This window comes from Micromonospora sp. WMMD1128 (assembly GCF_027497235.1).
In the GTDB taxonomy this organism is placed as follows: domain Bacteria; phylum Actinomycetota; class Actinomycetes; order Mycobacteriales; family Micromonosporaceae; genus Micromonospora.
Genome location: NZ_CP114902.1, coordinates 104,247 through 130,222, shown reverse-complemented (window position 1 = coordinate 130,222; position 25,976 = coordinate 104,247). Strand labels below are relative to the sequence as shown.

The following is a 25,976-nucleotide window of genomic DNA, read 5'->3' as shown; positions in this document are numbered from 1 at the left end:
TCGGCCCGGGCGGCGGGGGCGGGACGAGTGGTTTCGGCTACCTCGTCCGGACCGGCAGGCGGGCCGGGCCGGCGCCCTTCAGCGAGGCGGTCACCGTGCGGTCGCTGAGCCACAGGTAGCACCGGACACCGCGGTCGCCGACCGCCCAGCGACCGGCGGCGGGCGGACGGACCACCACGTCGCTGCGGTAACGCAGGATCGGGTCGGCGGGCACACCGGTGAAGCGCGCGATGGCGGAATAGCAGCCGGCGTAGAGCGGCACCCAGTCCGCCGGCTCCTTCGGGAACGGTCGGTCCGGCGCCACCCACACCCCGACGAACTCGGCATCGTGCGCCCCGGCGCAGTCGGTCGGGGTGAGCCGCTGCACCCGGTGCCCGTCCCGGCTGGTGCGCTGGCAGCCCAGGCGCAGCGGGGAGGGCGGCTTGAGCGCGTCGCGCAGGCTGCCCGTCCGGACCACCACGACGGCCGCCGCCTCGACCGTGTTCAACTCGGTCAGGTCGCACCGGTACCAGCGGGCCCCGCCCGTCCAGCCGGTGGCGGTGGGCATCGCCACACCGAGCCGCAGCCGTCCGGCGCGCCAGTCGTCACCGACGTACGCGCCGGCCCGCTTGTCGCACTCGGTGAACGCGGCACGCAACTCCGGCGAGGTGAGCGCCGGCGGGGTGGCCCGGTCGCCGGGGAACGCACCGACGTGCACGGTCTCCACCCGGTGCGGCAGGTCGCAGTCGACCGGGTCGTAGCCCGCCAGGGCCACGGTCGGGGTGAAGTCGGCGACCTGGCAGACCTCGGCCGCCGGGGTGAACGGCCCGGCCGGCGCGAAGGCGGCCCAGTCGTCGGTGAGGTCGCCGTCGAGCCCGCCGGACGAGGCACACCCGGCCAGCGTCGCCGCCGCAGCCAACACGGCGACGAGACTGCGCATCGCACGGCCCATCGCGCCTCCCCCAGCCCGACGACCGTCGAATCCGACGGCCCGCTCAGGGTAGCCGAAAATGACCTTCCGGTGACAGACCGCGAACCGCGGGATCGTCGACGGGGCTCAGTTCAGGGCGGCGGCCAGGGGGTTGGGGACGGGGTCTCCGGCGGTGCCGGGGGCGGCAGTGGCCGGATCGGCACCGAGGTCGACGACCCGGTTGTCGGCGTCCACGTGCACCACCCGGGGCTGCCGGGCCCGTGCCTCGGCGTCGTCCATCTGCCCGTACGAGATGAGGATGACCAGGTCACCGGGGTGCACCAGGTGCGCGGCGGCACCGTTGATGCCGATCACGCCGCTGCCCCGCCGGCCCGGAATCACGTACGTCTCCAGGCGGGCGCCGTTGGTGATGTCCACGATCGCGACCTGCTCGCCGGGGAGCAGGTCCGCCGCGTCGAGCAGATCCTCGTCCACCGTCACCGAGCCGACGTAGTGCAGGTCGGCCTGGGTCACCGTGGCCCGGTGGATCTTCGACTTGAGCATGGTCCGGAGCATCGGGGTGCCTTTCCGCATTCGTGGTGGGTCAGTGCCGCGGCGCGAGGTGGATCGCGGTGTTGTCGATCAGACGGGTGGCGCCGATCCAGGCCGCGATCAGCAGCCGGGCCGCGCCGGCGACCGGGCCGGGTTCCAGGTCGGGGTCGGTGAGCACCAGATAGTCGAGGCGGGCCTCCGGCGTACCCGGGTCGAAGCCCCGGTGCGCGGCGGCCAGCACCGCGCCCGCGTCGTCGCCCCGCTCGGCCGCCGCGACGCCGGCACGCAGCGCGGCGGAGAGGCTCAACGCGGCCCGCCGCTCCTCGGCGGAGAGGTAGCGGTTGCGGCTGGACAGGGCCAGGCCGTCCGGCTCCCGCACGGTCGACACGCCGACGATCTCGGTCGGCACGTCCAGGTCGCGGACCATCCGGCGGACCAGGGTGAGCTGCTGGTAGTCCTTCTCCCCGAAGAACGCCAGGTCGGGGCGGGTGAGCTGGAGCAGCTTCAGGACCACGGTGAGCACACCGTGGAAGAAGCCGGGGCGGCTCAGGCCCTCCAGGTCCGCGCCGAGCGGACCCGGGTCCAGCCGCACCGTCGGCTGACCGTCCGGGTACATCTCGCGCACCGGGGGCGCGAAGACCAGGTCCACCCCGGCCCGCCGGCAGATCTCCAGGTCCGCGTCGAGCGTGCGCGGGTAACGGTCGAAGTCCTCGTTCGGGCCGAACTGGAGCGGGTTCACGAAGACGGTCACCAGCACGTGGTCGGCCCGCTCCCGGGCGGCCCGCAGCAGCGTCTCGTGCCCGGCGTGCAGCGCGCCCATGGTCATCACCACGCCGACCGTGCCGGTCAGCCCGTCCCGGGCCGCCGCCAACTCCTTGCGGGTGTGCACCACGCTCACCATGAGGAGGCCACCTCCATCCCGTCCAGCACGTCCAGCAGCGCCGCCGCGTCCGCCGGGCGCAGCCGGCCCGCCGCGACCGCGCGGTCCGCCGTCCGTCGGGCCAACGCCAGATACGCCGGTACGGATTCCGGCGCGGTCCGCGCGAGCCGGTCCAGGTGCCGGCGTACGGTGCCCGCGTCGCCCCGGGACACCGGGCCGGTCAGCGCGTCGTCGCCGAGGCGCAGCGCATTCTCCAGGGCGGCCCGCAGCAGCGGGGCGAGCACCTTCTCCGGCCGATCCACCCCGGCGTCGCGCAACCGGTCGGCCGCGTCGTTGACCAGTGTCACCAGGTGGTTGGCACCGTGCGCGAGCGCTGCGTGGTAGAGCGGCCGGTCGGCCTCACCCACCCACTCGGGCACGCCGCCCAGGTCGGCCACGAGCCGGGCCGCGAACGGGCGCAGCTCGGTCGGGGCGGTCACGCCGTAGGAGATGCCGGCCAGGCGGGACAGGTCGTCCGGCGTACCGGTGAAGGTCATCGCCGGGTGCAGCGCGAGCGGTCGGGCGCCGGCCGCAGCCGCCGGGGCCAGCACGGCCAGCCCGTGCGCGCCGGAGGTGTGCGCCACCATCTGGCCCGGGTGCAGCGCGCCCCGCGCGGCCAGGTCGGCGACCACGCCGGCCAGGGCGTCGTCGGGGACCGCGACGATCAGCAGGTCGGTGGCGGCGCGGGCCACGTCGGGGGCGGCACGGTGCGGGGTCTGCGGCAGCAGCAGCGCGAGCCGGGCGCGGGAGGCGCCGGAGCCGCCGGACGCGGCGACCACGCGGTGGCCGGCGGCGGCGAGAGCCGCGCCGAGCACGGCACCGACCCGGCCGGCGCCGAGCACACCGACGGAGAGGGTACGGGGGACGGCGAGCGGGGCGCGGAGGGCCCGCGGGCGCAGCGGTGCGCTCATGTCAGTGATCCAGTCCTCGGAGGGGGTACCGGTCGAGGCAAGTATGCGCCCGGTTGACAGACCGGAAACAAGAAGGTGTGAAAACCTTCACCGGCCACCCGGCGGGCCGGCGGCGGCGCGCCGTAGGGTCGGCCGGTGACGTCCGGACTCCCCGCGCTGCGCTGGCGCGACGCCATGGAGCTGGCGCTCTACGGCCCGGACGGCTTCTTCGTCGCCGGCCCCGGCCCCGCCGCCCACTTCCGCACCAGCGCGCACGCCTCGCCGGTCTTCGCCGCGGCCCTGCTCCGCCAGCTCGTCGCGCTCGACGAGGCGCTGGGCCGCCCCGCCCGGCTGGACGTGGTGGACGTGGGCGCGGGCCGGGGCGAACTGCTCCGGGCACTGCTGGCGCAGGCCGGACCGGACCTGGCCGCCCGGCTCCACCCGGTGGCGGTGGAACGGGCCGCCCGCCCGGACGACCTGCCACCGGAGATCGACTGGCGCGCGGAGATCCCCGAACGGATCACCGGCCTGCTGCTCGCCACCGAGTGGCTGGACAACGTCCCCCTGGACGTGGCAGTCCTCTCCCCGCAGGACTGGCACCTCCTCCTGGTGAACCCCACCACAGGCGAGGAAACCCCCGGCCCCGCCCTCTCCCCCACCGACACCGCCTGGCTGACCACCTGGTGGCCCCTCCCGCCCCGACCGTTGCCGTTGATCAAGGAGTTTGCGTCGTCGTCCGGGGCCCCGCCCGACGCAAACTCCTTGATCAACGACGGCGGGGACGGGTGGGATGGGGAGTCGGGTGGCTGGGGGCGGGTGGAGATCGGGCGGGCTCGGGACGAGGCGTGGGCGGAGGCGGTGGGGCGGATCGAGCGCGGGCTCGCGCTGGCCGTCGACTACGGGCACCTGCGCGGGTCACGGCCCATCGCCGGGACGTTGACCGGCTACCGGGACGGGCGGCAGGTGCCACCGGTGCCGGACGGGTCGTGCGACGTGACCGCGCACGTCGCCATGGACTCGGTCGCCTCCGCCGGTGAACGGGTCGCCCGGTGTGCGTACACCCTGGTTTCGCAGCGGGAGGCGTTGCGGGCGCTCGGGGCCGACGGCGGGCGACCGCCGCTGAGCCTGGCCGCCCGCGACCCGGCCGGCTACCTGCGGGCGCTTGCCACGGCGTCGGCGGCGGCCGAGCTGACCGACGCGGCCGGCCTCGGCGGGCACCTGTGGCTGCGGCAGCCGGTCGGCGTCGCCCTCGACCCGCTCGTGGCACGATGACGGGCATGACCACGGACGCCGGCGACCTCCGCGAGCTGACCGTCGGCACCGGGGCCGGCGGCGAGCAGCTCGGCACCGACATGGTGCTCAACATCGGGCCACAGCACCCGTCGACGCACGGCGTGCTGCGGCTGCGCCTGGTGCTCGACGGGGAACGGGTGGTCGCCGCCGAGCCGATCGTCGGCTACATGCACCGGGGCGCGGAGAAGCTCTTCGAGGTACGCGACTACCGGCAGATCATCGTGCTGGCCAATCGGCACGACTGGCTGTCCGCGTTCTCCAACGAGCTGGGCGTGGTGCTCGCCGTCGAACGGCTCATGGGCATGGAGGTGCCGGAACGCGCGACCTGGCTGCGGATGGCGCTGGCCGAGCTGAACCGGGTGCTCAACCACCTGATGTTCCTCGGCTCCTACCCGCTGGAGATCGGCGCGATCACGCCGATGTTCTACGCGTTCCGGGAACGGGAGACCATCCAGGCGGTGATGGAGGAGGTCTCCGGCGGCCGGATCCACTACATGTTCAACCGGGTCGGCGGCCTGAAGGAGGAGGTGCCGGCCGGCTGGACCGGCCGCGCCCGCGCCGCCATCGGCGAGGTCCGCCGGCGGATGCCCGACCTGGACCACCTGATCCGGCGCAACGAGATCTTCCTGGCCCGCACCGTCGGCGTCGGCGTGCTCTCCGCCGCCGACGCCGCCGCGTTCGGCGCGTCCGGGCCGGTCGGCCGGGCCTCCGGCCTCGACCTCGACCTGCGCCGGGACGAGCCCTACCTGGCCTACGACCAGCTCGACGTGCCGGTGGTGACGAAGACCGCCGGGGACTGCCACGCCCGGTTCGAGGTGCTGCTCGACCAGGTGTACGCCTCGCTCGACCTCGCCGAGCAGTGCCTGGACCGGGTGGACCGGCTGAGCGGGCCGGTGAACACGCGCCTGCCGAAGGTCGTCAAGGCGCCCGAGGGGCACACCTACGCCTGGACCGAGAACCCGCTCGGTATCAACGGCTACTACCTGGTGTCGCGGGGTGAGAAGACACCCTGGCGGCTCAAGTTGCGCACCGCCTCGTACGCGAACGTGCAGGCGCTGTCGACCCTGCTGCCCGGCTGCCTGGTGCCGGACCTGATCGCCATCCTCGGCTCGATGTTCTTCGTGGTCGGCGACATCGACAAGTAAGCGCGTCCGCCGCCGGTCGGGCCGACCGCCCGTCGGTGGGTGAGGCGCTGTCGGCGGTGCTTGCGGGGCGCCACCCTTCCGGCGCCCTTCTGGGTGCACCTGATGTCGCTCCCGCAACAACAGACGCACCCAAACCTCGCGGCCGTCGGTCCCCGCCGGCTGACGGCGTCCTGCCGTGGGTGTTGCTGTCGGTGTCGCAGGGGAGCGGTCAGCGCCAGCGGTCGGCGGTGTCCCGGTACGGCAGGCCGTAGCCGCCGGGTTCCGGCCGGCGCCACTCCGGCTCGGGCTGCCGGTCCGGCTCGGGCTGCCATTCCGGCTCGGGCTGCCGCCACTCCGGCTCGACCTGACGCCACTCCGGCTGGCCGCCGCGCTGGGTCGGCGGACGCCACTCCTCGGGCACCGGCACCCCGCCGGACGGCAGCGCCGGTGGGTTCTCCCCGGGCCAGCCTCCGCCCGGATCCGGATCGTGACGCACCGAGCCGGCGTCGTCCGCGCCGGGAGACACGCCCCGGACGGCGGCCCAGCGGTCCTCGATCCGATATTCGGTGCCGCCCCCGTCGGCGTGCACCGCGGCCCGCCGTTCGCCGACGCGGAGCTCCCGCCCCTGGCCGTCGTCGTGCACCGCGGCCCAGCGGTTACCGGCCCGCATCTCGGACCAGTGCTCTCCGTCCGGTTCGACGGCCCCCGCCCACCCGTACTGCCCGGCCGGCGCCGCCCGGCCATGCTCCCCGGACGGCGCTCCTCGGACGTGCTCCCCGGACGGCACTCCCCGGCCGTACTCCGCGAACGGTGCTCCCCGGACGTGCTCCCCGAACGGCGCTCCCCGGACGTGCTCCCCGAACGGCGCTCCCTCGCCGGACGTTCCGGGGTCGTACGGTCCCGACCAGCCCGGCGACGGCTGCTCCTCCGGCCAGGCGCCCGCTGCGACCCGCTCTTCCGGCCCGAGCCACGCACCCGGACGGACCGGGCCGTCGTGCCGGTCCACCGAGCCGTCGTGCCGGTCCACCGGGCCGTCGTGCCGGTCCACCGGGCCGTCGTGCCAGCCCGGCCAGGGCCGCTCCTCGGGGCGGTCGCCCGCCGCCAAGCCAGCCCGCTCCGCGCCCGAGCCGGACCGCTGCTCGTCCGCCGGACGTGCCCGGCCATGGCCGGCTGCCCAGCCGTCGTCCACCTCCCGCGACGCCCAGCCCCGCCCCCCACCGGCGGCCCGGCCGACGCCCGCCCAGGGATGCGCGCCACCGATCCGGTCCGGTCCGTCGCCGCCGGCGGCCCATCCGGCCCCGCCGCCGCTCCATCCGGCCCCGTCGACAGGCGGACCTGGGCGGGCCCCGACATCCCGCGGACCGCCGTCCCGCGCGTCGGACCAGGGCCGCTCTGCGCCCGCACCGGACCGCAGGCCCCCGGGCCAGGCGTCCTCGGCCGCACCGAACCGGCCCGGCCACGGGTGGTCGTCCCGGCCCGCCTCGCGGTGTCCGGCCCGGTGGTCGACCGACTCGTCCCGGTGGCGGTCCTCCGCGGGCGGCGACCAGCGACCGGCGTATCCGCCGTACCGGGAGCCGGCCGCGTCGCCGCCGCCGCCGTCGACGATGGTGTGCCGGGTGGTGACATGCACGGTCTCGGTGTGGTGGACCAGGCCAACCTGGCGGTGTTCCGGCCGGGCCCCCGGCTCGGGCACCCGCGCCGCCCCGTACACCCCGCCGGAGGGCCGCTCCGCGCCGTGTCCACCGGACCGTGCCGGCTCCGCGCGGTAGCCCTCCGCAGGTGTCGCGCCGGACCGGGTCGACTCGCCGCCGTGGCCGCCGAACCCGGTGTGCTCCTCCACCGCGCGGCCACGACCGGGCGGCTCCGGACGCGCCCGCCCCTCCACGGGATACGTGCCGGGTCGCTCGAAATCGTGGGGAGCAGCTCGCAGCGGGTCGGCCTGCTGGTCGGTGCCGTAGCGATCACCCGCCGGCCGGCTCGACGCGTCCTCGTCCTGGCCGGCCGGCTGAGACCGCCCCGCCTCGTACGCCCCGGCGACCGGCACCCGGGCCCGTCCGCCCGGACGCTCGTCGGCAGGTGCCGCGGCCAGGCCCGCGGCCGCCGCGTCGAGCCGGCGGCGCACCGCACCTGCCGCTTCCTCAGCTCGTCGCGCCTGGTCCAGCGCCTGGTTGCCGCGTTGGGCGGCGGCCACGATCTCGGCCCGCAGGTCCCGACGGAACTGCTCCAGTTCCTCCCGCAACTCCTCGGCCACCGCATCGCCGGCACCGTTCTCGGACCGCAGCGCGATGGAGAGCCCGATCAGCACGACGGCGAGGATCGCGAGCACGGCACCGAATCGAAGTGTGCCGTTGCCGTCGGCGACCAGCAGGATGAGCGCCGCCAGGGGCGCCAGGCCCACACCGATCCAGAACAGGACCGTCAGCAGCGTCGGAGAGCGCTTGTCGGCAGGGGCGACCGAGGCGGGCATGGGTGAGCAGACTACCGAGTGTTCCACCCGAGGGGAACGGCTCCGCACCGTCGGATGCACGCATCGCGGATCGGGCTGCCCGCCCGTACAAGAGGCCGCCGGCCGGCCGGTGCGACCGGCCGGCGGCGGTGGATCAGCTCGTGGCGAGCGCGGCGTCGGAGGAGAAGACCAGGCCGACGCTTGCGGAACCGGTCTTCAGCGCGTTCTTGGTCTGCGGGCCGCCCGCGTCCAGTGAGCTGAACGAGCCGGCCTTGAAGTCGTAGACCTCGACGAGCCCGGCCTGGCACTTCGGCCGCTGCGGGCACTCCGGCGGACCGGCGAGCACGGTGGCCTGACCGGAGCACTTCGCGGCCAGGTCGGAGAGCGAGGACACCCCGTACTTGTCGGCGAACGCCTTGGTCACCGCGAAGGCGTTCTGGTCCTGGGCCTGGGACGGCTGGCCGAACACCAGGCCGGCTTTGTCACCCTCGGTCTTGAGCGCCTCGACCGTCTTGTCCAGCTCCGGCGAGGAGACCGGCTGGGCGTCCTTGCCGTTGGCCTTGGTGTTGAGGAACTCGGCCATGGTGGCGGCGTACTCCGGGACGACCTGGATCTGGCCCTTTTCCAGAGCCGGCTCGTAGAGCTCCCGGTTGCCGATGGTCTGCACCTTGACCTGGTAGCCGGCCGCGGTGAGCGCGATCTTGTAGAGTTCGGCGACGGTCTGGCTCTCGCTGAAGTTGCCGGCGCCGACCGTCACCTGGCCGCCCGGCCCCTTCTCGATCCCGTCGGTGACGCCGTTGGCGTCGGCGAACTCCTGCGCCGCCACCTGGGGGGTCTTCCGCTCCTCGTCGACGGCCCGGTTGAGCTGGATCAGCTTGGGGGTGTCGAGCTTCGCGGAGACCTTGTCCAGCGCGGCGACCAACTGCGGGGTGGCCGCCTTCGCGTTGATCGCGGGCAGGACGTTGTCGGTGTTCTGGAGCTTCTTGTCGTCGGTGAGGACGACCAGTTGGTCACCCGCCACCGGGGCGCAACCGGCCCCCGAGGCGCCCGCCTCGGGAGCGTCGGTGCCGGACGAGCCGGCGTCACCGCAACCCGTGAGAAGGCCCGCCGCGACGAGGGCGCCGAAGGCCCCCGCGGCCAGCCGTGAACGTGCGCGCATCAGGTGCCCGCCTTCCGTGTCCCGGCGCGACCCCTTCGGGCCGGCCGCGTGTCCGACGGGCGATCCGAATGCCGCCCGCGACTTCACCCAACATCCTCACCGACCCCACCGACAAATTCGGAGCGGTTTTCGTCATCCGATCGTCACCGGCCGGCCGCGTGGCTGTGACCGGGAACTCAGCAAACCCGCCGGACGGGTGCGTCAGCCGCCGGCCGTGGCCGCGGCGGCGCGGCGGTTCGCCCGCCGCCGGACCCGGCGCAGCGGACGCGGCGTGACCATCCGTTCCACCACCGCGAGCACGCCCTCGACAAGCATCGCCAGGCCGGCCACGAGGACACCCCCGGCGATGATCTGGCCCCCGCCCGCGGCGATGTCGAGACCGAACCCGGCCCGGATGATCTGGCCCAGGCCACCGCCGTTGACGAAGGACGCGAGCGCGGCGGTGGCCACCACCTGCACGGCCGCCGTCCGGAAACCGGCCGCCAGGTAGGGCACCGCCAGCGGCAACTCCACCCGGCGCAGCACCTGCAAACCGGACAGTCCCATCCCCCGCGCGGCGTCCCGGGCCTCCGGATCGGCCTGCCGGACACCGGTGTACGCGTTCGCCAGCAGCGGTGGCACCGCGAAGACCGCGAGCGCCACCACCACCGACGGCCGACCGAACCCGAGGAAGGTAAGCGGCAGGATGGTCAGCAGGGCCAGGGTCGGGATCGCCAGGGTGACGTTCGAGACCAGCAGCACCAGGCCACCGCCCCGCCCGCTGTGCCCGAGCCAGAGGCCGATCGGCCAGGCCACCAGGCAGCCGAGCAGCACCGCCAGGGCGGACATGCTCAGGTGCTCGCCGAGCCGGTCCAGCACGCCGCCCGGGTTGGTCCAGTTCAGCGGATCGTTCAGCCAGATCCACGCCGCCTGCACCGGGTTCACCGAGCCGACCTCTCGCGCAGCCACGGGGTGAGCAGCCGGCCCACCCCGGCCAGGACCAGGTCGAGGACCAGCGCCAGCAGTACGCAGAGCACCGTGCCGGTCATGATCTGCGCCTTGTAGAAGTTGTTCTGGAAGCCCGCGAAGATGAGCTGGCCGAGCCCGCCCCGGCCGACCACCACCCCCACCGTGACCAGGGCGACGGTCGAGACGGTCGCCAGGCGTACGCCGGTGAGGATGCCGGGCAGCGCCAGCGGCAGCTCGATCCGGAACAGTCGGCCCCACCGGCCGTACCCCATGCCCTCGGCGGCCTCCCGCACCTCCGGTGGCACCTGGTTCAGCCCGGCCAGCGCGTTGCGGACGATCACCAGCAACGCGTACAGCGCCACCACGGTGAGCACGGTCACCGCGCCGATGCCGAGATAGGGCGCGAGGAAGGCGAACAGCGCCAGCGACGGGATCGTGTAGAGCACGCCGGTCAGCGCGAGGATCGACGCGGCCAGGGACCGGAACCAGTACGCTGCCACCGCGAGCGGCAGCGCCACCAGCGCGGCGATCACCACGGCCCGGGCGGTCAGCCAGGTGTGCTCGCGCAGCGCCGCGAGGATGGTGTCAGAGTTGTCCCGCACGTACTGCCAGGAGAACCACGGATTACCCGGGGCGGCCCGGTAGCTCAGGTGGAGGAACACACGTGGACGTTACCCCGGGGACCCCCGCCGGTCACGGCGCCGCCTCGATCACGCTGGAGTGCATCAGCAAGCGCTACCCGGACGGCACCGAGGCGGTTCGAGAGCTGAGCCTGGCGGTCGAGGCCGGCGAGCTGGTGGTGCTGATCGGGCCGTCCGGCTGCGGCAAGTCCACCGTGCTGCGGATGATCAACCGGCTGATCGAGCCGACCGACGGACGGATCCTGCTCGGCGACGACGACGTCACCCGGGTCGACCCGGTGACGCTGCGCCGCCGCATCGGATACGTGATCCAGAACGTCGGCCTCTTCCCGCACCAGACCGTGGCCGCCAACGTGGCCACCGTGCCGGGGCTGCTCGGGTGGTCGCGGGAGCGGACCCGGTCCCGGGTCGGTGAGCTGCTGGAGCTGGTCGGCCTCGACCCGGCGCAGTTCGGCAGGCGCTACCCGCACGAGCTCTCCGGCGGCCAGCGGCAGCGGGTGGGAGTGGCCCGGGCGCTCGCCGCCGATCCGGTGGTGCTGCTGATGGACGAGCCGTTCTCGGCCGTCGACCCGATCGTCCGGACCCGGTTGCAGGAGGAGTTCCTCCGGCTCCAGGCCGAGGTCCGCAAGACCATCGTGCTTGTCACGCACGACCTCGACGAGGCGGTGCGACTCGGCGACCGGATCGCGGTGCTGTCCGAGGGCGGTGTCCTGGAGCAGTACGACACCCCCGCCGCGCTGCTCGGCTCGCCCGCCTCGGCGTTCGTCCGCGAGTTCGTCGGCGCCGACCGGGGCATCCGGCGGCTGGCGGTCACCCCGGTGACCCGCGCGGTGCTCGACCCGCTCCCGGCCGGCGACGGGACCGGACTGCCCACCGTGGCGTTGGGCAGCTCGGCCTACGACGCGCTGGGCGCGCTGCTCACCTCCGGCGCGGACCACGCCGTGGTCACCGACGACGGCCACCCGCTCGGACTGCTCACCCGGGCCCGCGTGCTGACCATGGGCGCGGTGGACTGAGCCCGGCCGGGGGTCAGGCCCGGCCCGCCCGACCTGGCCGGGCCGACGATCCGGTCCCGGTCAGGCCCGGCCGCCCAAGCTGGCCAGGCCGATGACCCAGCCGGCGAAGAAGCCGTACGCGACGCCGGTGCTCGCGGTCTGGAAGGCGGCGTAGAGCGTGCCGTGCGGGCCGAGGAGCGTGGCCACCAGCGCGCTGAGCCCGGCGGCCAGCGCGTACGCGCCCCAGCCGGAGAGGAACTGGCTGCCCGAGGCCGCCACCCGGTCCACCTGCGGGCCGGGCAGCAGATAGAGCAACGCCGCGGCCAGCACGAGCAGCAGGATCGCCCGCAGGTTGGTGGCGAGCACCCCCTCGTCCGACTGCCACCGCCAGGCCGGCCAGGCCAGCAGCCGCAGGAACCAGCCACCGGCGCCGGTCGGGTCGGTGTGGCCCTGCGCCCAGTCCACGTACATCGGGCTGCCGCCGACCGCCACGAGCAGGAACGCGGCGAGCGTGCCGGTCCCGGCGGCCGTGCCGTACCGGGGGATGGTGCGGGGACGGTTGGTGCGGGCCATGGCGCGATCGGTGCCCGGGTCGCCGCGCCGGGCAAACCTGCCCAGCCGCGTGCCGACCGGCGGCCGGCGGGTGGCCACCGGTCAGTGCTTCATCAGGTAGTCGATGAAGGCGGCGCGCAGCAGCGGCGCGGACTCCTCGTAGCCGTGCCCGGTCAACTCCCGCCACAGCGCGTTGGCCTCGTCGATGGTCGGCCCGACCGAGTTCGGCGCGCCGTCCAGGGCGGCGGCCTCGTCGGCGTTCGGCAGGTGCCGCAGCACCGACCAGAAGAACCCCACGTCGCGGCGCTCCCGGGCCAGGTGGAAGGCCTGCTCGCGCAGCTCCTCGGTGGGGAGCTTGTCGAGCTCGTCGAAGGTACGGCCGCCGGGGGCAGGAGTCTCCGTCATGCCGCCGAGCCTAACCGGCGAGATCACCTCCGGCGCGCCGGACGCGACGCCGCCGCGGACGCGCGTCAACGGTCGTCGCTGTCCCAGCGTCGGGGCTCGTTCCCCCAGCGTGGCGCCTCCCAGGCGTCGACCGGGGTGTCGGTGTTCCGCTCCGGCAGCACCGACGGCCAGGCGTCGGCCGGCCCGGGCGCCGGAGTCATCGCCCAGCCACCGCTGACCACGCCGTCGCCGACCGGCCGGAGCGGACCGGGCACGCCCACGCCGGGCGGGGCCGGGCGGGGCCGGCCGAACGTCTCCACCAGCCGCGTGACCAGCAGCCCGCCGCCGAGGACGGCGCCGCCCACCGCCCACCGGCTGATCGTCCAGTCGTGCACCACGGTCCAGGCCAGGAAGACCACCACCAGGCAGACCGCGAGCAGGGTGCCGAAGACGCCGCCGCGCCGGCCGTACGCGCTGGTGCCGCCGAGCATCACCGTGCCGACCGCCAGCACCGTCCAGTCCAGCCCGGTGCCCGGCTCCACCGGGCCGTTGCCGTTCGCGGCGATCAGCACCCCGCCGAGCATCGCCAGCACCGTGGAGCCGACGAGCGCCAGCGCGGTCACCGTGGCGGCCACCGCGCCGCGCCGCCGGGCCGGGTCGGCGACCGGACGGAACCGGCCGATCAGCCGCCGCACCGGTTTGATGGTGCCGAAGAGACCACCGAGGACGGCCACCGCGGCGAACCCGACGAAGAGGTAGAGCGCGGCGCGCCGGGGGTCGTACTCGCCCTGGACGGCGACCGGGGCGGTGCGCCGCTCCAGATAGACGATCACACCGGCGGCTCCGGCCAGGCTGGCCGCCCAGCCGGGCACGTGCAGCACCACCACGGCGAGGGCGAGCGCCAGCCCGCCGGCCGCCGCCACCGCGAGCGCCGGGAGCAGCGCATCCCGGGCCCCCCGATCGCCCTGCTCGGCGAAGTGCAGCGCGGCGGCCAGCGCGACCGGGCCGATCGCCAGGTTCACCGCGGCGGCCCGTAGGGCCAGGCCGGCGGCCAGGGTGAGCAGGCCGAGCGCGGCCACGTCGACGAGCAACGACTTCAGCGCGCCGCCGCGCAGCGCGTCCGAGTCGGACCGCCAGAGCTGCCAGGTCATCGCCGCCAGTCCGGCCAGCAGCACGAACTCCCAGACCACGTGCACCGCGATCCGGTCCCGGCCGGGCTCGCCGTGGGACGGGTCGTCGAAGATGTTCTCCAGTACGGCGGCGGGCACGCCGGACGACGTCTCCGGTGGGGCCGTCCGGCCCGGCTCGTCGTACCCCATCAGCGCGCGCCTCCCAGGTGGCCGCGTCCGGCCCACTCCAGGGGCGGACCGGTGCGGCCGTCGCTCTCCGGTCGCCAGGGACGGTACCGGCGGGCGGAGAGCGGGGGAAGCCTCGGAATCAGCGACGCCCGCGCGGTGTCTCGCGGTCGCCCGGCTCCCGGTCCTCGTCGTCCTCCTGCTCGGGCACCCGGCACGCGCGCTCCAGCCAGAGCGCGGCGACGACGAGCGCCAGCGAGGCGACGAGCCCGGCCACCGCGGCCGGCCGGTCGCTCTCGGCGGCGTTGGTCCGCTCCACGAACAGCCAGCCGGCCAACCCGGCATAGAAGCCGGCGAAGATGGCGCCGGCCAGCGCGGACGCCTTGGCGAGCACCACGAACCGGGCGACCAGCAGCGGATTCACCGGCTCCCGGCCGGGCCGCCGCTCGATCCGGCTGCGGGTGTTGACCGCCGCGTAGCCCTCCAGCACGGCCAGCCCGGCCAGCGTGATCACCGGAAGCCAGGGCAGGTCGGGGGCGAAGTCGTAGTAGAAGCCGCTGATCAGCAGCCAGGCCACCGCGGCGGCGGCCAGGCCGGCCACCACAAGCGTGGAGACCCGGGTCGGACCCATCCGGAAGCGGTCGGGGTCCTGTGGGGTCCGGGCCGTACTCATGTGTCCGACTCTAGCGTCAGATCGGGCCGGGGGCTCAGTTCCAGGGCGTCGGCGGCCAGCGGCTCGGCGTTGAGCAGGTCGGTCAGCCAGCCGTGCCCGGGCAGCCGGCCGTGCGGCTCGATGTCGATCCACGGCCGCAGCACGAAGGCGCGCAGATGTGCCCGGGGGTGCGGCACGGTCAGCTCGGGGTCGTCGACGAGCACCGGCTGACCGGCCGAGTCCCAGACCGCGATCACGTCCACGTCGAGCGTGCGCGGGCCGTACCGCCGGGCCGGGTCGCGGGTCCGACCGGCCGCCGTCTCGGCGGCCCGGGCCCGCGCCAGCCAGTCGCCCGGCGCCGCCGCCGGGTCCGCGACCATCACCACCGCGTTCAGGTACGCGGGCTGCTCCGCGTCGCCCCACGGTGGAGTCTCGTAGACGCCGGAGACCAGTAGCACGTCGTCGCCGAACGCGGCCACCGCGCCGCGCAGGTGGCCGAGGCGGTCGCCGAGGTTGCTGCCGATCGACAGCACGGCCCGGGTCACCGGGTACGCCGCAAGGTGACCGCCACGTCCCGGAAGGCGTGCGGGATGGGGGCCTCCGGCTTGTGCACGGTCACCGTGGCGGCGCCGACCCGCGGGTCGGCCAGGCAGATGGCGAGCAGCCGGTCGGCGAGTGTCTCGATCAGGTTCACCGGCTCGCCGGTGATCACCGCGGCCAAACGCTCGGCCAGCTCGCCGTAATGCACCGTGTCGGTCACCTCGTCCGAGCGGGCGGCCGGGCCCAGGTCGAGTTCGAGCACCGCGTCGACCACGAACTCCTGCCCCTGGGCGCGCTCGAAGTCGTAGACGCCGTGCCGGCCGTGCGCACGCAGGCCGGTCAGCTCGATCCGGTCGGTCACCGGGTCGCTCCGCTGCCGGCGCCGGCCCGCGTCGCGCTCGCCAGCCGCGGGCTGCCGGTGGCCCGCCAGACGGCGAGCGCGTCGGCGGTGCCGCGGACGTCGTGCACGCGTACCCCCCAGGCCCCGGCGGCCACGGCCAGCACGCTTGTCGCGATGGTCGCGGCGTCCCGCCCGTCGGTGTGGCGGGGCACGCCCGCCGGGTCGGCGAGCAGCCGGCCCAGGTAGGACTTGCGGCTGGAACCGAACAGCAGCGGGAAGCCGAGATCGACCAACTCGGACAGGCGGGCGCTGAGCGCCCAGTTGTGCGCGGCGGTCTTGGCGAAGCCGAGCCCCGGGTCGACGACGATCCGGTCGGCGGCGACGCCGGCGGCGAGCGCCGCGTCGACCCGTCGACCCAGCTCGGCCCGGACGTCGGCCACCACGTCGGTGTAGGTGGCCAGGTCGCGCATGTCGCGGGAGTGGCCCCGCCAGTGCATCAGCACCCAGGGGCAGCCGGCGTCCCGGACCACCCGGGCCATGTCCGGGTCGGCGAGCCCGCCGGAGACGTCGTTCACCACGTCGGCGCCGGCGGCCAGCGCGGCCTCGGCGACCCGGGCCCGGGTGGTGTCGACGCTCACCGGGATGCCGGCGGCGCTCAGCTCCCGGACCACCGGGAGCACGCGGGCGGTCTCGGTCTCCGCGTCGACCCGGTCGGCGCCGGGCCGGGTGGACTCGCCGCCGACGTCGACCAGGTCCGCGCCGGCCGCGCGCAGTCGCACCCCGTGTGCGACGGCGGCGTCCAGACCGGCGTATCTGCCGCCGTCCGAGAACGAGTCGGGGGTGACGTTGAGAACGCCCATCACCACCGGGGCGTCCGCTCGTACCAGATCGGTCACGGACCCGACAGTACCGCTCGCCGGCAGGGGTTCCGGCCACCGGGCGCGCTGCGGATCCGGCACCCCTGACGTGCACATTGGAACAGGTGTACGATCGGTCGTCCGGGTTGATCGGGGTCCACTCTTCGCGGCTTGTCGCAAAGGTGGCCGGCCCGTACGCTTTGGAATTGCCCGGCATCGAGATGGCGAAGCCTGGAGGGAGGGCCGAAGCGGGAACAATCCCCCCAAAGCTCACCACCGTACGTGGTGGGTGACGGACCCAGCGTCGACGGCGCTGTTCCGGATGAGCACCATCCCGCCAGGTTTGCCTTGACTGCACCATCGCGGCACCGCCGGCCGCGACCCTTGGGGAGGTTTCCAGTGATCGCCATCGAGCTCATGGCAACGGCGTCGACCGCCGTCGACCACGCGCTCCACACCCTGGCGTCGACTCCACTCGCCGAGCCGGCCCCGAAGGGCATCGACACCGACAACGTCGTCACCTTCTTCGCCAGCAAGGTCGCACCGATCCTGCTCGCGGTCCTCGGAGTGATCTTCATCGGCCGGGCCAGCCGGGGCGAGATCTCCAAGGTGCTCACCAGCTCGGCCATCGCCATCATCGGGCTGGCCTTCATCGCCGGCGCGGCCACACTCTTCTTCGTCGGCGACTACCTGATCAACCTCATCTTCGAGTAGGGCGTTGGGCGACGATGCGGCTGCGCACCGACGACGACATCTACCGGGCTCGCCTGGTCTACCTGGGGCCGCCCGGCTACACCCTTCCCGTCCACCTGCCGTACGCCCAGTACGGCCTGTTCATGCTGCTCGTACCCCTCTACGTGTTCATCCACTGGTTGTTCACGCTCCAGGTGGAGCTCTTCCCCGCCTGGGAGATCTCGCTCGCGATCGTGACGACCTCGTTCATCTTCCGGTACGTCGACCCGGACCGGCCGGCGCGCATGGTCATCCGGACCGCGCTGACCGACTGGCGACGCACCCGGGAGCCGGCCGCCGAGCTGCGGGACCCGCGCCTCGTCGCGAGCCGGATCAGGATCCGGGAGGAACTGGCATGACAGGGCGTACGCCGATGGCGCAGACGAACGACGCGGGTGAGGCGGTCGCATGAGTCGCTCTTCCACGCCGGGTTCCCCGGCCGGGCGCCCGGCCAGGCCCTCTGGTAACCGTGCGCGATCGTTCGACTACCCGCCCGACGAGGAGCTGGACGAGGTGGTCCTCGACCCGGCGCTCGTCACCAGCCCCGGACACGGCCGGGTCGGCGTCTTCCAACCGCCGCGTCCACTCGCCCCACGCGGCGCCGAGCCGCGCGAGCCGGTGGGCCCCGACGGCGACATCGACTCGCCCTTCCTCGACCTGTTCGGCGGCGCGCAGCCCCGGGTCCGCCGCCCCGCCGCGCCGGCCGCCGGACCGCCCTCACCGGCGCCGGCGATCGAGCCCGTGGTGGCGCCGCCCCGCCGTGGTGTCGGCCGCGACGCGCTGCCCATCCCGCACCAGCCCGCTGTGCCGGTCGAACCGGCACCGCACCAGCCCGGCCCGCCGGCCCGGGAACACGCCCCCGGCGTACGCGCGGTGGGGCGACCGCGCCCGGAGCCGGCGCTCGCCCCGCCCGTCGAACCACCCGCGCTCGCCGCGCCCGTCGAGCCGCCCGCGCTCGACCCGCCACCGGCGACCCGCAACCGGGTGCCGACGCAGGCGGGTGACCGGCTTCCCGCCCTCCGGCCCACCGCCGAGCCGGAGCCGGCCCCCGAGCCCGTCGTCGCGCCGGTGGCGCCCGCCGACGTGCGCGGCCCGGCCCACCGCGCCGATCGGCGGGAGCCGGAACCTGACCCGCTGGACGCCCGTCCGGTGCCGGCCGCGCCGTCCCGTGATCTCGGCCGGCCGGCGCACCGGGAGGTGACCCCGCCCCGGCAGCGCTCCGCCGAACGCCGGAACAGGCCGGCCAAGCCGGTCCGGGTCCGCGCCCCGAAGATCAAATTCGGCGACCGGGACCCCTCGGTCGAGCTGGCCATCACCGAGATCGCCGGCCACCTCACCTTCACTCCCAACACGGTCACCGCCTGGTACTGGCTGCCCGAGGTGCGCTGGGCGTTCCGCCCGGACGCCGAACGCGAGGCGCTGCTCTCGGCGATCTCCGAGCAGTACGCCGGCCTGGCCGGATTCCGGCTGCACCTGCGCCGCACCACCCGACCCTTCCCGGCCGACGAGTGGGCCCGCACGATCGACGCGCACACCGCCACGCCGCTGCCCGACGTGCCCGGCACCACCGGCTGGGCCGACCACCTGGTCGCCGCCCAGCGGCACCTGATGTCGGTCAACCACGCCGAGGGGCAGACCTACCTCGGCGTCACCTTCGCCCGCCGGTCGCTCGGCGACTCGCTCACCGAACGCCTGCTGCGCACGTTCGGCCGGGGCACCGCCGACGGCGAGCGACGCCGGCTGGGCCGCACCGTCGAACAGTTCGACGAGGTGCTCGGCGCGTTCGGCATGCGGGGCCGCCGGGTCAGCGCGCCCGAGCTGGAGTGGCTGCTCTACCGCTCGGTGGCGCTCTGCATGGCGCCGCCCGGCGTCCTCTCCCCCATCACCAACGGCCGATGGGAACGCGGCGACCTGCTGGCCCTCACCGAGCAGGTGGAGCGCTACCGCACCCCCTACGGCTCCACGGTGAAGCTGGTCAACCGGATGACCGGCGAGGAACGACACGTGGCGGTGCTCGCGGTCGGCCGGATGGAGCCGCTGGAGATTCCCGAACGGCACGAGCCCTGGCTGCACTTCCACGAACGCCTGCCGTGGCCGATGGAGCTGTCCACCCGCGTCGACATCCTCGGCCCCAACGACTCCTTCCGGAACCTCGAACACCGACTCCGGATGATCCGCTCCCAACAGCTCGACTACGCCGAGCACGGCATCGACGCGCCGCCCGAGCTGGAACGCCTGGCCAAGCGGGCGCTGGTGATCGGCGACGAGATGACCACCGGGCTGCCTGTCGACTCGGCCCGCGCGCACGGCTGGCACCGGATCGCCGTCGGCGGTCGCACCCGCGAGGAGTGCCTGGAACGGGCCCGCCGACTCATCCAGCTCTACTCCCGCGAGCTGCGGATCTCGCTCCAGCACCCGAAGAACCAGGACTGGCTGGCCCGCGAGTTCATCCCCGGCGAGCCGATCGCCAACACCGGATACGTCCGCCGGATGCCCGTCAACCTGCTCGCCGCCGCGCTGCCGCAGGCCGCGTCCACCGTCGGCGACCGACGCGGCGACCTGATCGGCCGGACCGCCGGCACCTGCCGCCGGCCGGTCTTCCTCGACCTGCACTTCCCGATGGAGGTACGCGAGCGCTCCGGCCTCGCCGTCTTCGTCGCCGAGCCGGGCGGCGGCAAGTCCACCCTGCTCGGCGCGCTCGGCTACCTGGCCGCCCGGCGCGGCGCGCAGGTGACGCTGCTCGACCCGTCCGGCCCGCTGGCCCGGCTCTGCGCCATGCCCGAGCTGGCGCCCTACTCGCGGGTGCTCAACCTGACCGGGTCCGAGCAGGGCACCCTGGCGCCCTACGCGCTGATCCCCACGCCACTGCGCAGCGAGTTCACCACCGGGGCCGCCGGCGACCGGGAGTTCGAGATCGCCGTCTCCAACGCCCGGGCCGAACGCCGGATGCTGGTGCAGGACATCTGCATGATGCTGGTGCCGCCACAGGTGGCCCGGGAGGCGTCCACCGCCACGCTGTTCCGGCACGCCGTACGCCAGGTGCCGGCCGAGGAGACGTCCACCCTGGACGACGTGGTCGCCTGCCTCCAGGGGCTCGACGACGACGCCGGCCGTGAGCTGGCGAACCTGCTGCTCGACACCGCCGAGATGCCGCTGGCCATGCTCTTCTTCGGCCGCCCGCCGGAAGGGCTGCTCGGCGCCGACGCGGCGCTCACCGTGATCACCATGGCCGGCCTCCGGCTGCCCGACCTCAAGATCGAACGAGAATACTGGTCGGCCGAGGAGGCCCTGGCCCTGCCGATGCTGCACACCGCGCACCGGCTCGCGGTCCGCCGCTGCTACGGCGGCTCGATGTCGTCCCGCAAGCTCGTCGGCCTGGACGAGGCGCACTTCATGGAGGGGTGGCGCTCCGGACGGTCGTTCCTGGTCCGGCTCGCCCGCGACTCCCGCAAGTGGAACCTGGCCGCGCTCGTCGCCTCGCAGAACCCGAAGGACATCCTCGGCCTCGACGTGCAGAACCTCGTCTCCACCGTCTTCGTCGGCCGCATCGCCGAGGACAGCGAGATCGCCTCCGAGGCGCTGCGGCTGCTGCGGGTGCCGGTCGACGACGGCTACGAGGCCACCCTCGCCTCGCTGTCCCAGGCCGACAGCGGATCGGCCAACCGGCTCGGCTTCCGCGAGTTCGTCATGCGCGACGTCGACGGGCGCGTGCAGAAGGTCCGGGTCGACGTGTCGTACGTCGACGGGCTGCTGAACCACCTGGACACCACCCCCGCCGCGGTCGCCCAGGCCGCCGGGCAACTCCCGACCGTGCTGGCTGACCTGGAGGCGTGACATGGCGAGGGCCCGGGCACGGATCGCGGCGCTCCTCATCGTTCTCGGCGTACTCGCCGGGGCCACGATCTCCTGGCCGCTGGTCGGGGCCACACCCGCGTACGCCGCCGGCCCGACCGCACAGGCACGCGCCGAGCTGTGCAGCACCAAGGAGTGGCAGACCGACTTCCGCGCCTGCGTCGGGAAGCTCAAGGCGGTGAGCGAGGACCAGGTCGAGTGCCGCAACGCGCCGGTGCCGAGCGCGCCGGACTCCGGCCTGGCCGGCTGGTTCGCGTCCCGGCCCGACTCGGCCAAGGAGCCCGGCCCGAAGGGCCTCTACAGCGACTACGGGTACGCCGGCTACAGCTACACCACGTACGACGTGGACGGCGGCTGCGCCTCCTCCGTACTCCACCCGGACTACCGCTTCACCACCATGGTGGCGAACGGCGAGTTCATGTTCGCCAACGCGGTCATCGGCGCGTCGAACGCGTTGCGGGAGCGCGCGTGGGACCCGCGGACCATGTGGCGCTGGGCCGACCCGCTCGTGGAACAGGCCACCAAGGCCGTCTACCAGAAGGTGTTCAGCGTCTTCGGCATCATCACCATCTGCGTGGTGGGCCTCTACCTGCTCTGGCGGTCCCGCCAGTCGGACATGAGCAACGCGATGACCACCGCCGGCTGGGCGATCCTGGTGATGGTGGCGGTGACCGCGCTCGCCGCCTGGCCGGTGAAGTCCGCGAACATCGCCGACAACACGCTGATCACCACACTCGGCGTGGTGCACGACGCGGTCGGCCCTTCAGCCAAGGACACTCCCCCTGGCCAGTGCGACGATCCCAACCCCGAAGCATGCAAGGACCATCGCCCGCCCGCCGTACGGGCCAGCGACACCGCCACCGAGACCATGCTCTACCGCAACTGGCTGCGTGGCATCCTCGGCTCGGCGGACAGCGAGACCGCCAAGAAGTACGGCCTGGCGCTCTACGACGCCAAGTCGCTGACCTGGGACGAGGCGGAGTCGATTCGCGCCAATCCGGCCACACGTGACGTCGTGATCAAGGCCAAGCAACAGCAGTGGGCCCGGGTCGCCGAGCAGATCAAGTCGGAGGACCCGGAGGCGTACGAATACCTCCAGGGCACCAAGGACATGGACCGGATCGGCGCCGGCTTCATCGCGGTCCTCGCCTCGCTGCTGTTCGCCATGTTCGACCTGACCGCGTCGGTGCTGGTGCTGCTCGGCTTCCTGATCTTCCGGTGGGCGGTGATCGCCGCGCCGATCCTCGGCACGGTCGGCCTGATGCGCCCGGCCAGCGCCGGGCTCCGCCGGCTGGCGAACGCCGTGGTCGCCGCCGTGTTCAACATCGCCATCTTCGGCACCGGGGCGGCCGTCTACCTCTTCGCGGTCGACCTGATCATGAACACGGCCACGCTGCCCGGCTGGCTCCAGGTGGTCCTGGTCTGGCTCTGCGGGGTGGTGGGCTGGCTGCTGCTGCGACCGTACCGGCGGATCACCCAGCTCGGCGGCAAGGACAGCAGCGAGGCGGTCAGTTCGGCCGGTTCGTGGCACCGCCGGTTCTTCCGGGACATGCGGATCGCCGCCCGGTTGGACGTGGCCGAGCCCGGTGGCACCAACGAGCCGGCGCTCGGCCGGCGTCGCGGCGTCGTGGCCGACCAGCGCAGCCTCCGGCCGGAGGCCCGGCACGAGGATCCGGCACACACCGTCACCACGGTGGACCGGGAACGGCCGGACGGGCGGGAACGGCCGGACGAGGCGCCCCCGACCGAGCGTCCGGGCGGGCGTCCCACCACCGCACCCCGGCCACGCCGCGCGCCGTCGACCTGGACCGAGCCGGACGTGCCCGAGGAGGCGCCCTCCTACGCCGTCTACCGGCCGGACTCGGCGGACCGCGGCGGCGCGCCGGCCCGGCCGGCGCCGCGGATCCGCACCGAGGCCAGGTGAGACCGGTGCGGCGGGCGGTGGAATTCCTCTTCACCCGGGTCCTCCGGTCCCGGCTCGGCGTGGCGTTGGTGATCGCCGTCCTGATCTTCGGGGTGATCGGCGCGGCCCGGCTGGTCTCCGGGCCGGCCGACGCGGGCAGCGGGGTGGCCGTCCGCCCCACCCAGCCGATCAGCACGGCGGACCCGGAAGCAGGTGAGGACGGGGTGCTGTCCAGCCCGCCGGCCGCGGTCGCGCCGAGGACGCGCCCGGGTGAGGCCACGCCCGAGCAGGTCGCGGCGCGGTTCGCCACCGCGTGGCTGACCGGCCCGGGCAGCACCGGGGACGCCTGGCAGGCCCGGCTGCGTCCGCTCTCCTCCCCCGCGCTCGAGGAGAAGATGACAGGCGCCGACCCGGAGACCGTGCCGGCGCGGCGGACCACCGGCCCGCCGACGCTGCGACCACGCACCGAGTCCTTCGTCGAGGCGTCGATCCCGCTTGACCACGGCACGCTCCGGCTCGACCTGATCGCGGCGGACGGCCCGTGGCTGGTGGACGCGGTCGATTGGGAGCGTCCGTGAGCGCCGGGCCGGCCGGGGTCCGGCGCAAGCTGCGGGTCGGCGTGCTGGCCACCGCGGTCACCGCCGTCCTCACCCTGCTCTGCTGCGTCGGCGGCGCGGGCGCGTTCTTCCTCACCGAACTGGGCGGCGACCGGGAGGACCCGAAGCTGGCCAGCCTCTCCTGCGACCCCGACTACCAGGTGAACCTGACCGGCGACATGCCACGTTTCGCCGAGTACGGCGAGAGTCAACTGCGTAACGCCGCCGTCATCATCAAGGTCGGCCAGGACATGAAACTGCCCGCCCGCGGCTGGGTGATCGCGCTGGCCACCGCGATGCAGGAGTCGGCGCTGCGCAACCTCGCCAACCGCAAGGTGTCGGCGTCGCTGGCCCTGCCGCACGAGGGGGTCGGCGCCGACCACGACTCGCTGGGCCTGTTCCAACAGCGGCCCGGCTGGGGCAGCGTCGAGGAGCGGATGACGCCCTCGTACGCGGCCCGCAAGTTCTACCAGAAGATGGCGAAGGTGCCGAATTGGGAACAACGGCCGCTGACCGCGGTGGCGCAGCGGGTCCAGGTCAGCGCGTTCCCCGACGCCTACGCCAAGCACGAGGCGCTGGCCGGGCGGATCGTCGACGCGCTCGCCGGCGGGGCGGCCCGGACCGTGGAGATCGCCGGTAGGGCCGTCTGCGACGCCGCCGCCGGGGCCCGGATCGCCGCCTCCGGCTGGACCGCGCCGCTACCCGGCGGCGTGGTCTCCGGCTTTCGGACCGAGGCCCGCCCGAGCCACGACGGCGTGGACCTGGCCGCGGGCAAGCGGACCGAGATCCACGCCGCCTCGGCGGGCCGGGTGCTTGTCGCCCGCTGCGACCCCGACCACTCCGGCCGGCGGGACTGTGACCGGGACGGCTGGCCGAACAAGGGCGGCTGCGGGTGGTTCGTGGACATCCTGCACGCCGAGGGGTTCATCACCCGCTACTGCCACATGATCGAACGCCCCCGGGTACGCCCGGGCCAGGAGGTCGCGGCGGGCGAGGTGATCGGACTCTCGGGCACCAGCGGCAACTCCTCCGGCCCGCACCTGCACTTCGAGGTGCACCACGACAGCGACCGGTCCAGCGGCGGCGCCGAGAACCCGGTGCCGTTCATGCGCGAACGGGGCGCGCCCCTGGGCGAGAGCAAGTGAGGTCCCGCCCGTGAGCAACCCGCTGCCGGATCCCTTCGCGGACCGCCCCGACTGGGCCCCGCTGCCGCCCCGCCCGATCGACGTCGTACCCGCCACCGGCGGTGCCGAGCTGCGCGGTCGCCGTGTGCTTGTCGGCCTCCCCGGCCTCGGCTGGCGTGGTGACCTGCGGGCCGACGAGCGGGTGGTGCAGGGCAGCCGCACCTACGTGCCGGTCATCCCGGAGCACGAGTGGTACCGGGCCGAGTCGGAGCAGGTGGAGGTGTTCGCCCCGCTGGTGCCGGTGGAACGGGTCTGGGTGGAGACGATCGGCGAACGGCGACCGGCACCGGCGTCGAGCGGATCGGGCATCCGGCTGGTCTCGCTCGACGCGCCGGCGCGCCGGCCGCCCACTCCGGTCTTCGAGGCCGACGCCGTGACCGGGCGGCGGGTGGTGCACGTGGACGGCGGCGCGGAGCGACGCGACCTACGCGCGGTCACCGAGACCTACTCCGGCGCGGACGGCGACATCTGCGTCCGGGTCACGCCCGAGGTGGAGTGGTACCGCTGGGCCTGGCGCGGCCAGGCACCGACCACCCTGGAGGTGCCCGTGCATCTGCTCTGGCTGGAGTAGCCGTCGCCTAGCTAATCTTGCTTGCCTCGCAGATGCGCCAACCGTCCTTGGCGTCCACCAATCCGAAGCGCCAAGCTTCACGACGGCTGCTCCGTGACTGACCGTCTTGTGAACTTGAGATGGCAAGCGTCGTCGTAACCGATTCGCCTTTTCCATCCTTAGCTCGGATCAGAGGCGCCCAGCTCACTTTGATCACCACGTTGAAGTTGGCCTCGCGCTGCTCCAGTTCCGCCCGCAATGCACGCATGTCGGCGAGGCCACCGTCGTTCCTGCAGACGAACTCCTGCGCTTTGGTGTCATTGCGGTCGATGAGATAAGCCTGGACGTAGTTCGCCACCACCACGTCCGGGGCGCTGCGGTCCGGGGCGGTCGCCCGGTCGTAGAGCACGAAACCGACAAGCGCTCCGCCCGCGCAGAGCAACGCCAACACCCCCGCGATGATGGTGAGCGCCGTGCGCAACGGGCGCTTCGGCCGCACCGGAACCGGAGCGGGCGCGGGGGGCGCCAACTGCTCCGGCGGGGTCCGCTGCGCCGGTACGCGGGAGACCTGGGAACCGGCGGGGGGCTGCACTGATTCCACCTCCTGAGGCTATCGGCTGCGCGCCGCGTACCCAATGCCTCAGAACTGGCGGATCGTGGCGAACCGCCGGGCGGACGCCGTC

Annotated in this window: 26 protein-coding genes; 10 read left to right on the top strand and 16 right to left on the bottom strand. The window is 74.1% G+C overall.

Annotated features, from left to right (window positions below; all coding sequences use genetic code 11):
- Positions 1-37: 37 nt before the first annotated feature.
- From O7602_RS00625 to O7602_RS00610, 4 genes are all read right to left on the bottom strand, one after another.
- Positions 38-931 (bottom strand): septum formation family protein, encoded by an 894-nt coding sequence (locus O7602_RS00625; protein WP_281586299.1) that lies wholly within the window; start codon positions 929-931, stop codon positions 38-40.
- A gap of 105 nt (positions 932-1,036) precedes the next feature.
- A complete protein-coding gene (panD, locus tag O7602_RS00620; protein WP_281590042.1) occupies positions 1,037-1,465 on the bottom strand; it encodes an aspartate 1-decarboxylase in 429 nt (142 codons plus the stop codon).
- A gap of 28 nt (positions 1,466-1,493) precedes the next feature.
- On the bottom strand, positions 1,494-2,342 hold the full coding sequence (gene panC / locus O7602_RS00615) for a pantoate--beta-alanine ligase (RefSeq protein WP_281586298.1): 849 nt from the start codon (positions 2,340-2,342) through the stop codon (positions 1,494-1,496).
- Positions 2,336-3,271, bottom strand: a complete 936-nt coding sequence (locus O7602_RS00610) for a Rossmann-like and DUF2520 domain-containing protein (protein WP_281586297.1) — start codon at positions 3,269-3,271, stop codon at positions 2,336-2,338. Before O7602_RS00610 ends, panC begins: the two co-directional genes overlap by 7 nt.
- Before the next feature lie 174 nt (positions 3,272-3,445).
- On the opposite strand from O7602_RS00610, the gene O7602_RS00605 reads away from it, so the two are divergent.
- Both O7602_RS00605 and O7602_RS00600 read left to right on the top strand, forming a co-directional pair.
- Positions 3,446-4,522 carry an SAM-dependent methyltransferase gene (locus O7602_RS00605; RefSeq protein ID WP_281590039.1) on the top strand — a complete coding sequence of 359 codons (1,077 nt, stop codon included), beginning with the start codon at positions 3,446-3,448 and terminating at the stop codon, positions 4,520-4,522.
- Positions 4,519-5,688 carry an NADH-quinone oxidoreductase subunit D gene (locus O7602_RS00600; RefSeq protein ID WP_281586296.1) on the top strand — a complete coding sequence of 390 codons (1,170 nt, stop codon included), beginning with the start codon at positions 4,519-4,521 and terminating at the stop codon, positions 5,686-5,688. The genes O7602_RS00605 and O7602_RS00600 overlap by 4 nt, the downstream gene beginning before the upstream one ends.
- 208 nt (positions 5,689-5,896) lie before the next feature.
- Here the strand turns inward: O7602_RS00600 and O7602_RS00595 are convergent, their stop codons facing one another.
- From O7602_RS00595 to O7602_RS00580, 4 genes are all read right to left on the bottom strand, one after another.
- On the bottom strand, positions 5,897-8,134 hold the full coding sequence (locus O7602_RS00595) for a hypothetical protein (RefSeq protein WP_281586295.1): 2,238 nt from the start codon (positions 8,132-8,134) through the stop codon (positions 5,897-5,899).
- A gap of 133 nt (positions 8,135-8,267) precedes the next feature.
- Positions 8,268-9,272: a glycine betaine ABC transporter substrate-binding protein gene (locus O7602_RS00590; protein ID WP_281586294.1), complete on the bottom strand. Its 1,005-nt coding sequence runs from the start codon at positions 9,270-9,272 to the stop codon at positions 8,268-8,270.
- A gap of 201 nt (positions 9,273-9,473) precedes the next feature.
- Positions 9,474-10,196, bottom strand: a complete 723-nt coding sequence (locus tag O7602_RS00585) for an ABC transporter permease subunit (protein ID WP_281590037.1) — start codon at positions 10,194-10,196, stop codon at positions 9,474-9,476.
- Entirely contained in the window at positions 10,193-10,882 is a 690-nt protein-coding gene (locus tag O7602_RS00580; protein ID WP_281586293.1) for an ABC transporter permease, read from the bottom strand. The genes O7602_RS00585 and O7602_RS00580 overlap by 4 nt, the downstream gene beginning before the upstream one ends.
- Before the next feature lie 2 nt (positions 10,883-10,884).
- Here O7602_RS00580 and O7602_RS00575 point away from each other — a divergent pair, with 2 nt between their 5' ends.
- Positions 10,885-11,877, top strand: coding sequence for an ATP-binding cassette domain-containing protein (locus O7602_RS00575; RefSeq protein ID WP_281586292.1), 993 nt, complete (start codon positions 10,885-10,887; stop codon positions 11,875-11,877).
- 60 nt (positions 11,878-11,937) lie between these two features.
- Here O7602_RS00575 and O7602_RS00570 read toward each other — a convergent pair whose 3' ends face one another.
- The 7 genes from O7602_RS00570 to folP form a co-directional block, all read right to left on the bottom strand.
- Complete coding sequence (locus O7602_RS00570) at positions 11,938-12,429, bottom strand: hypothetical protein (protein ID WP_281586291.1); 492 nt, start codon at positions 12,427-12,429, stop codon at positions 11,938-11,940.
- A gap of 81 nt (positions 12,430-12,510) precedes the next feature.
- Positions 12,511-12,813 carry a hypothetical protein gene (locus O7602_RS00565; protein ID WP_281586290.1) on the bottom strand — a complete coding sequence of 101 codons (303 nt, stop codon included), beginning with the start codon at positions 12,811-12,813 and terminating at the stop codon, positions 12,511-12,513.
- A gap of 65 nt (positions 12,814-12,878) precedes the next feature.
- Complete coding sequence (locus tag O7602_RS00560; protein WP_281586289.1) at positions 12,879-14,111, bottom strand: ABC transporter permease; 1,233 nt, start codon at positions 14,109-14,111, stop codon at positions 12,879-12,881.
- 118 nt (positions 14,112-14,229) lie between these two features.
- Positions 14,230-14,718: a DUF3180 domain-containing protein gene (locus O7602_RS00555; RefSeq protein ID WP_281590035.1), complete on the bottom strand. Its 489-nt coding sequence runs from the start codon at positions 14,716-14,718 to the stop codon at positions 14,230-14,232.
- Positions 14,719-14,756: 38 nt separating this feature from the next.
- Positions 14,757-15,284, bottom strand: coding sequence for a 2-amino-4-hydroxy-6-hydroxymethyldihydropteridine diphosphokinase (folK, locus tag O7602_RS00550; protein WP_281586288.1), 528 nt, complete (start codon positions 15,282-15,284; stop codon positions 14,757-14,759).
- Complete coding sequence (gene folB / locus O7602_RS00545) at positions 15,281-15,640, bottom strand: dihydroneopterin aldolase (RefSeq protein WP_281586287.1); 360 nt, start codon at positions 15,638-15,640, stop codon at positions 15,281-15,283. The genes folK and folB overlap by 4 nt, the downstream gene beginning before the upstream one ends.
- Complete coding sequence (gene folP, locus O7602_RS00540) at positions 15,637-16,515, bottom strand: dihydropteroate synthase (protein ID WP_281586286.1); 879 nt, start codon at positions 16,513-16,515, stop codon at positions 15,637-15,639. The genes folB and folP overlap by 4 nt, the downstream gene beginning before the upstream one ends.
- Before the next feature lie 360 nt (positions 16,516-16,875).
- Between folP and O7602_RS00535 the strand changes: the two genes are divergently transcribed.
- From O7602_RS00535 to O7602_RS00505, 7 genes are read left to right on the top strand one after another with little or no spacing between them, the layout of a single operon-like run.
- Positions 16,876-17,190, top strand: a complete 315-nt coding sequence (locus O7602_RS00535; protein WP_091070155.1) for a hypothetical protein — start codon at positions 16,876-16,878, stop codon at positions 17,188-17,190.
- Positions 17,191-17,204: 14 nt separating this feature from the next.
- A complete protein-coding gene (locus tag O7602_RS00530; protein WP_089157613.1) occupies positions 17,205-17,567 on the top strand; it encodes a hypothetical protein in 363 nt (120 codons plus the stop codon).
- 49 nt (positions 17,568-17,616) lie between these two features.
- On the top strand, positions 17,617-21,042 hold the full coding sequence (locus O7602_RS00525; RefSeq protein WP_281586285.1) for an ATP-binding protein: 3,426 nt from the start codon (positions 17,617-17,619) through the stop codon (positions 21,040-21,042).
- 1 nt (position 21,043) lies between these two features.
- Positions 21,044-22,984 carry an MFS transporter gene (locus tag O7602_RS00520; protein ID WP_281586284.1) on the top strand — a complete coding sequence of 647 codons (1,941 nt, stop codon included), beginning with the start codon at positions 21,044-21,046 and terminating at the stop codon, positions 22,982-22,984.
- Positions 22,981-23,541: a hypothetical protein gene (locus O7602_RS00515; RefSeq protein WP_281586283.1), complete on the top strand. Its 561-nt coding sequence runs from the start codon at positions 22,981-22,983 to the stop codon at positions 23,539-23,541. Before O7602_RS00520 ends, O7602_RS00515 begins: the two co-directional genes overlap by 4 nt.
- The gene (locus O7602_RS00510) at positions 23,538-24,704 is read left to right on the top strand and encodes a M23 family metallopeptidase (protein ID WP_281586282.1); all 1,167 of its coding nucleotides are present in this window, start codon (positions 23,538-23,540) and stop codon (positions 24,702-24,704) included. Before O7602_RS00515 ends, O7602_RS00510 begins: the two co-directional genes overlap by 4 nt.
- Positions 24,705-24,714: 10 nt before the next feature.
- On the top strand, positions 24,715-25,314 hold the full coding sequence (locus tag O7602_RS00505; protein ID WP_281586281.1) for a hypothetical protein: 600 nt from the start codon (positions 24,715-24,717) through the stop codon (positions 25,312-25,314).
- Positions 25,315-25,321: 7 nt separating this feature from the next.
- Here O7602_RS00505 and O7602_RS00500 read toward each other — a convergent pair whose 3' ends face one another.
- Complete coding sequence (locus O7602_RS00500) at positions 25,322-25,885, bottom strand: hypothetical protein (protein WP_281590033.1); 564 nt, start codon at positions 25,883-25,885, stop codon at positions 25,322-25,324.
- Between the last annotated feature and the right edge of the window lie 91 nt (positions 25,886-25,976).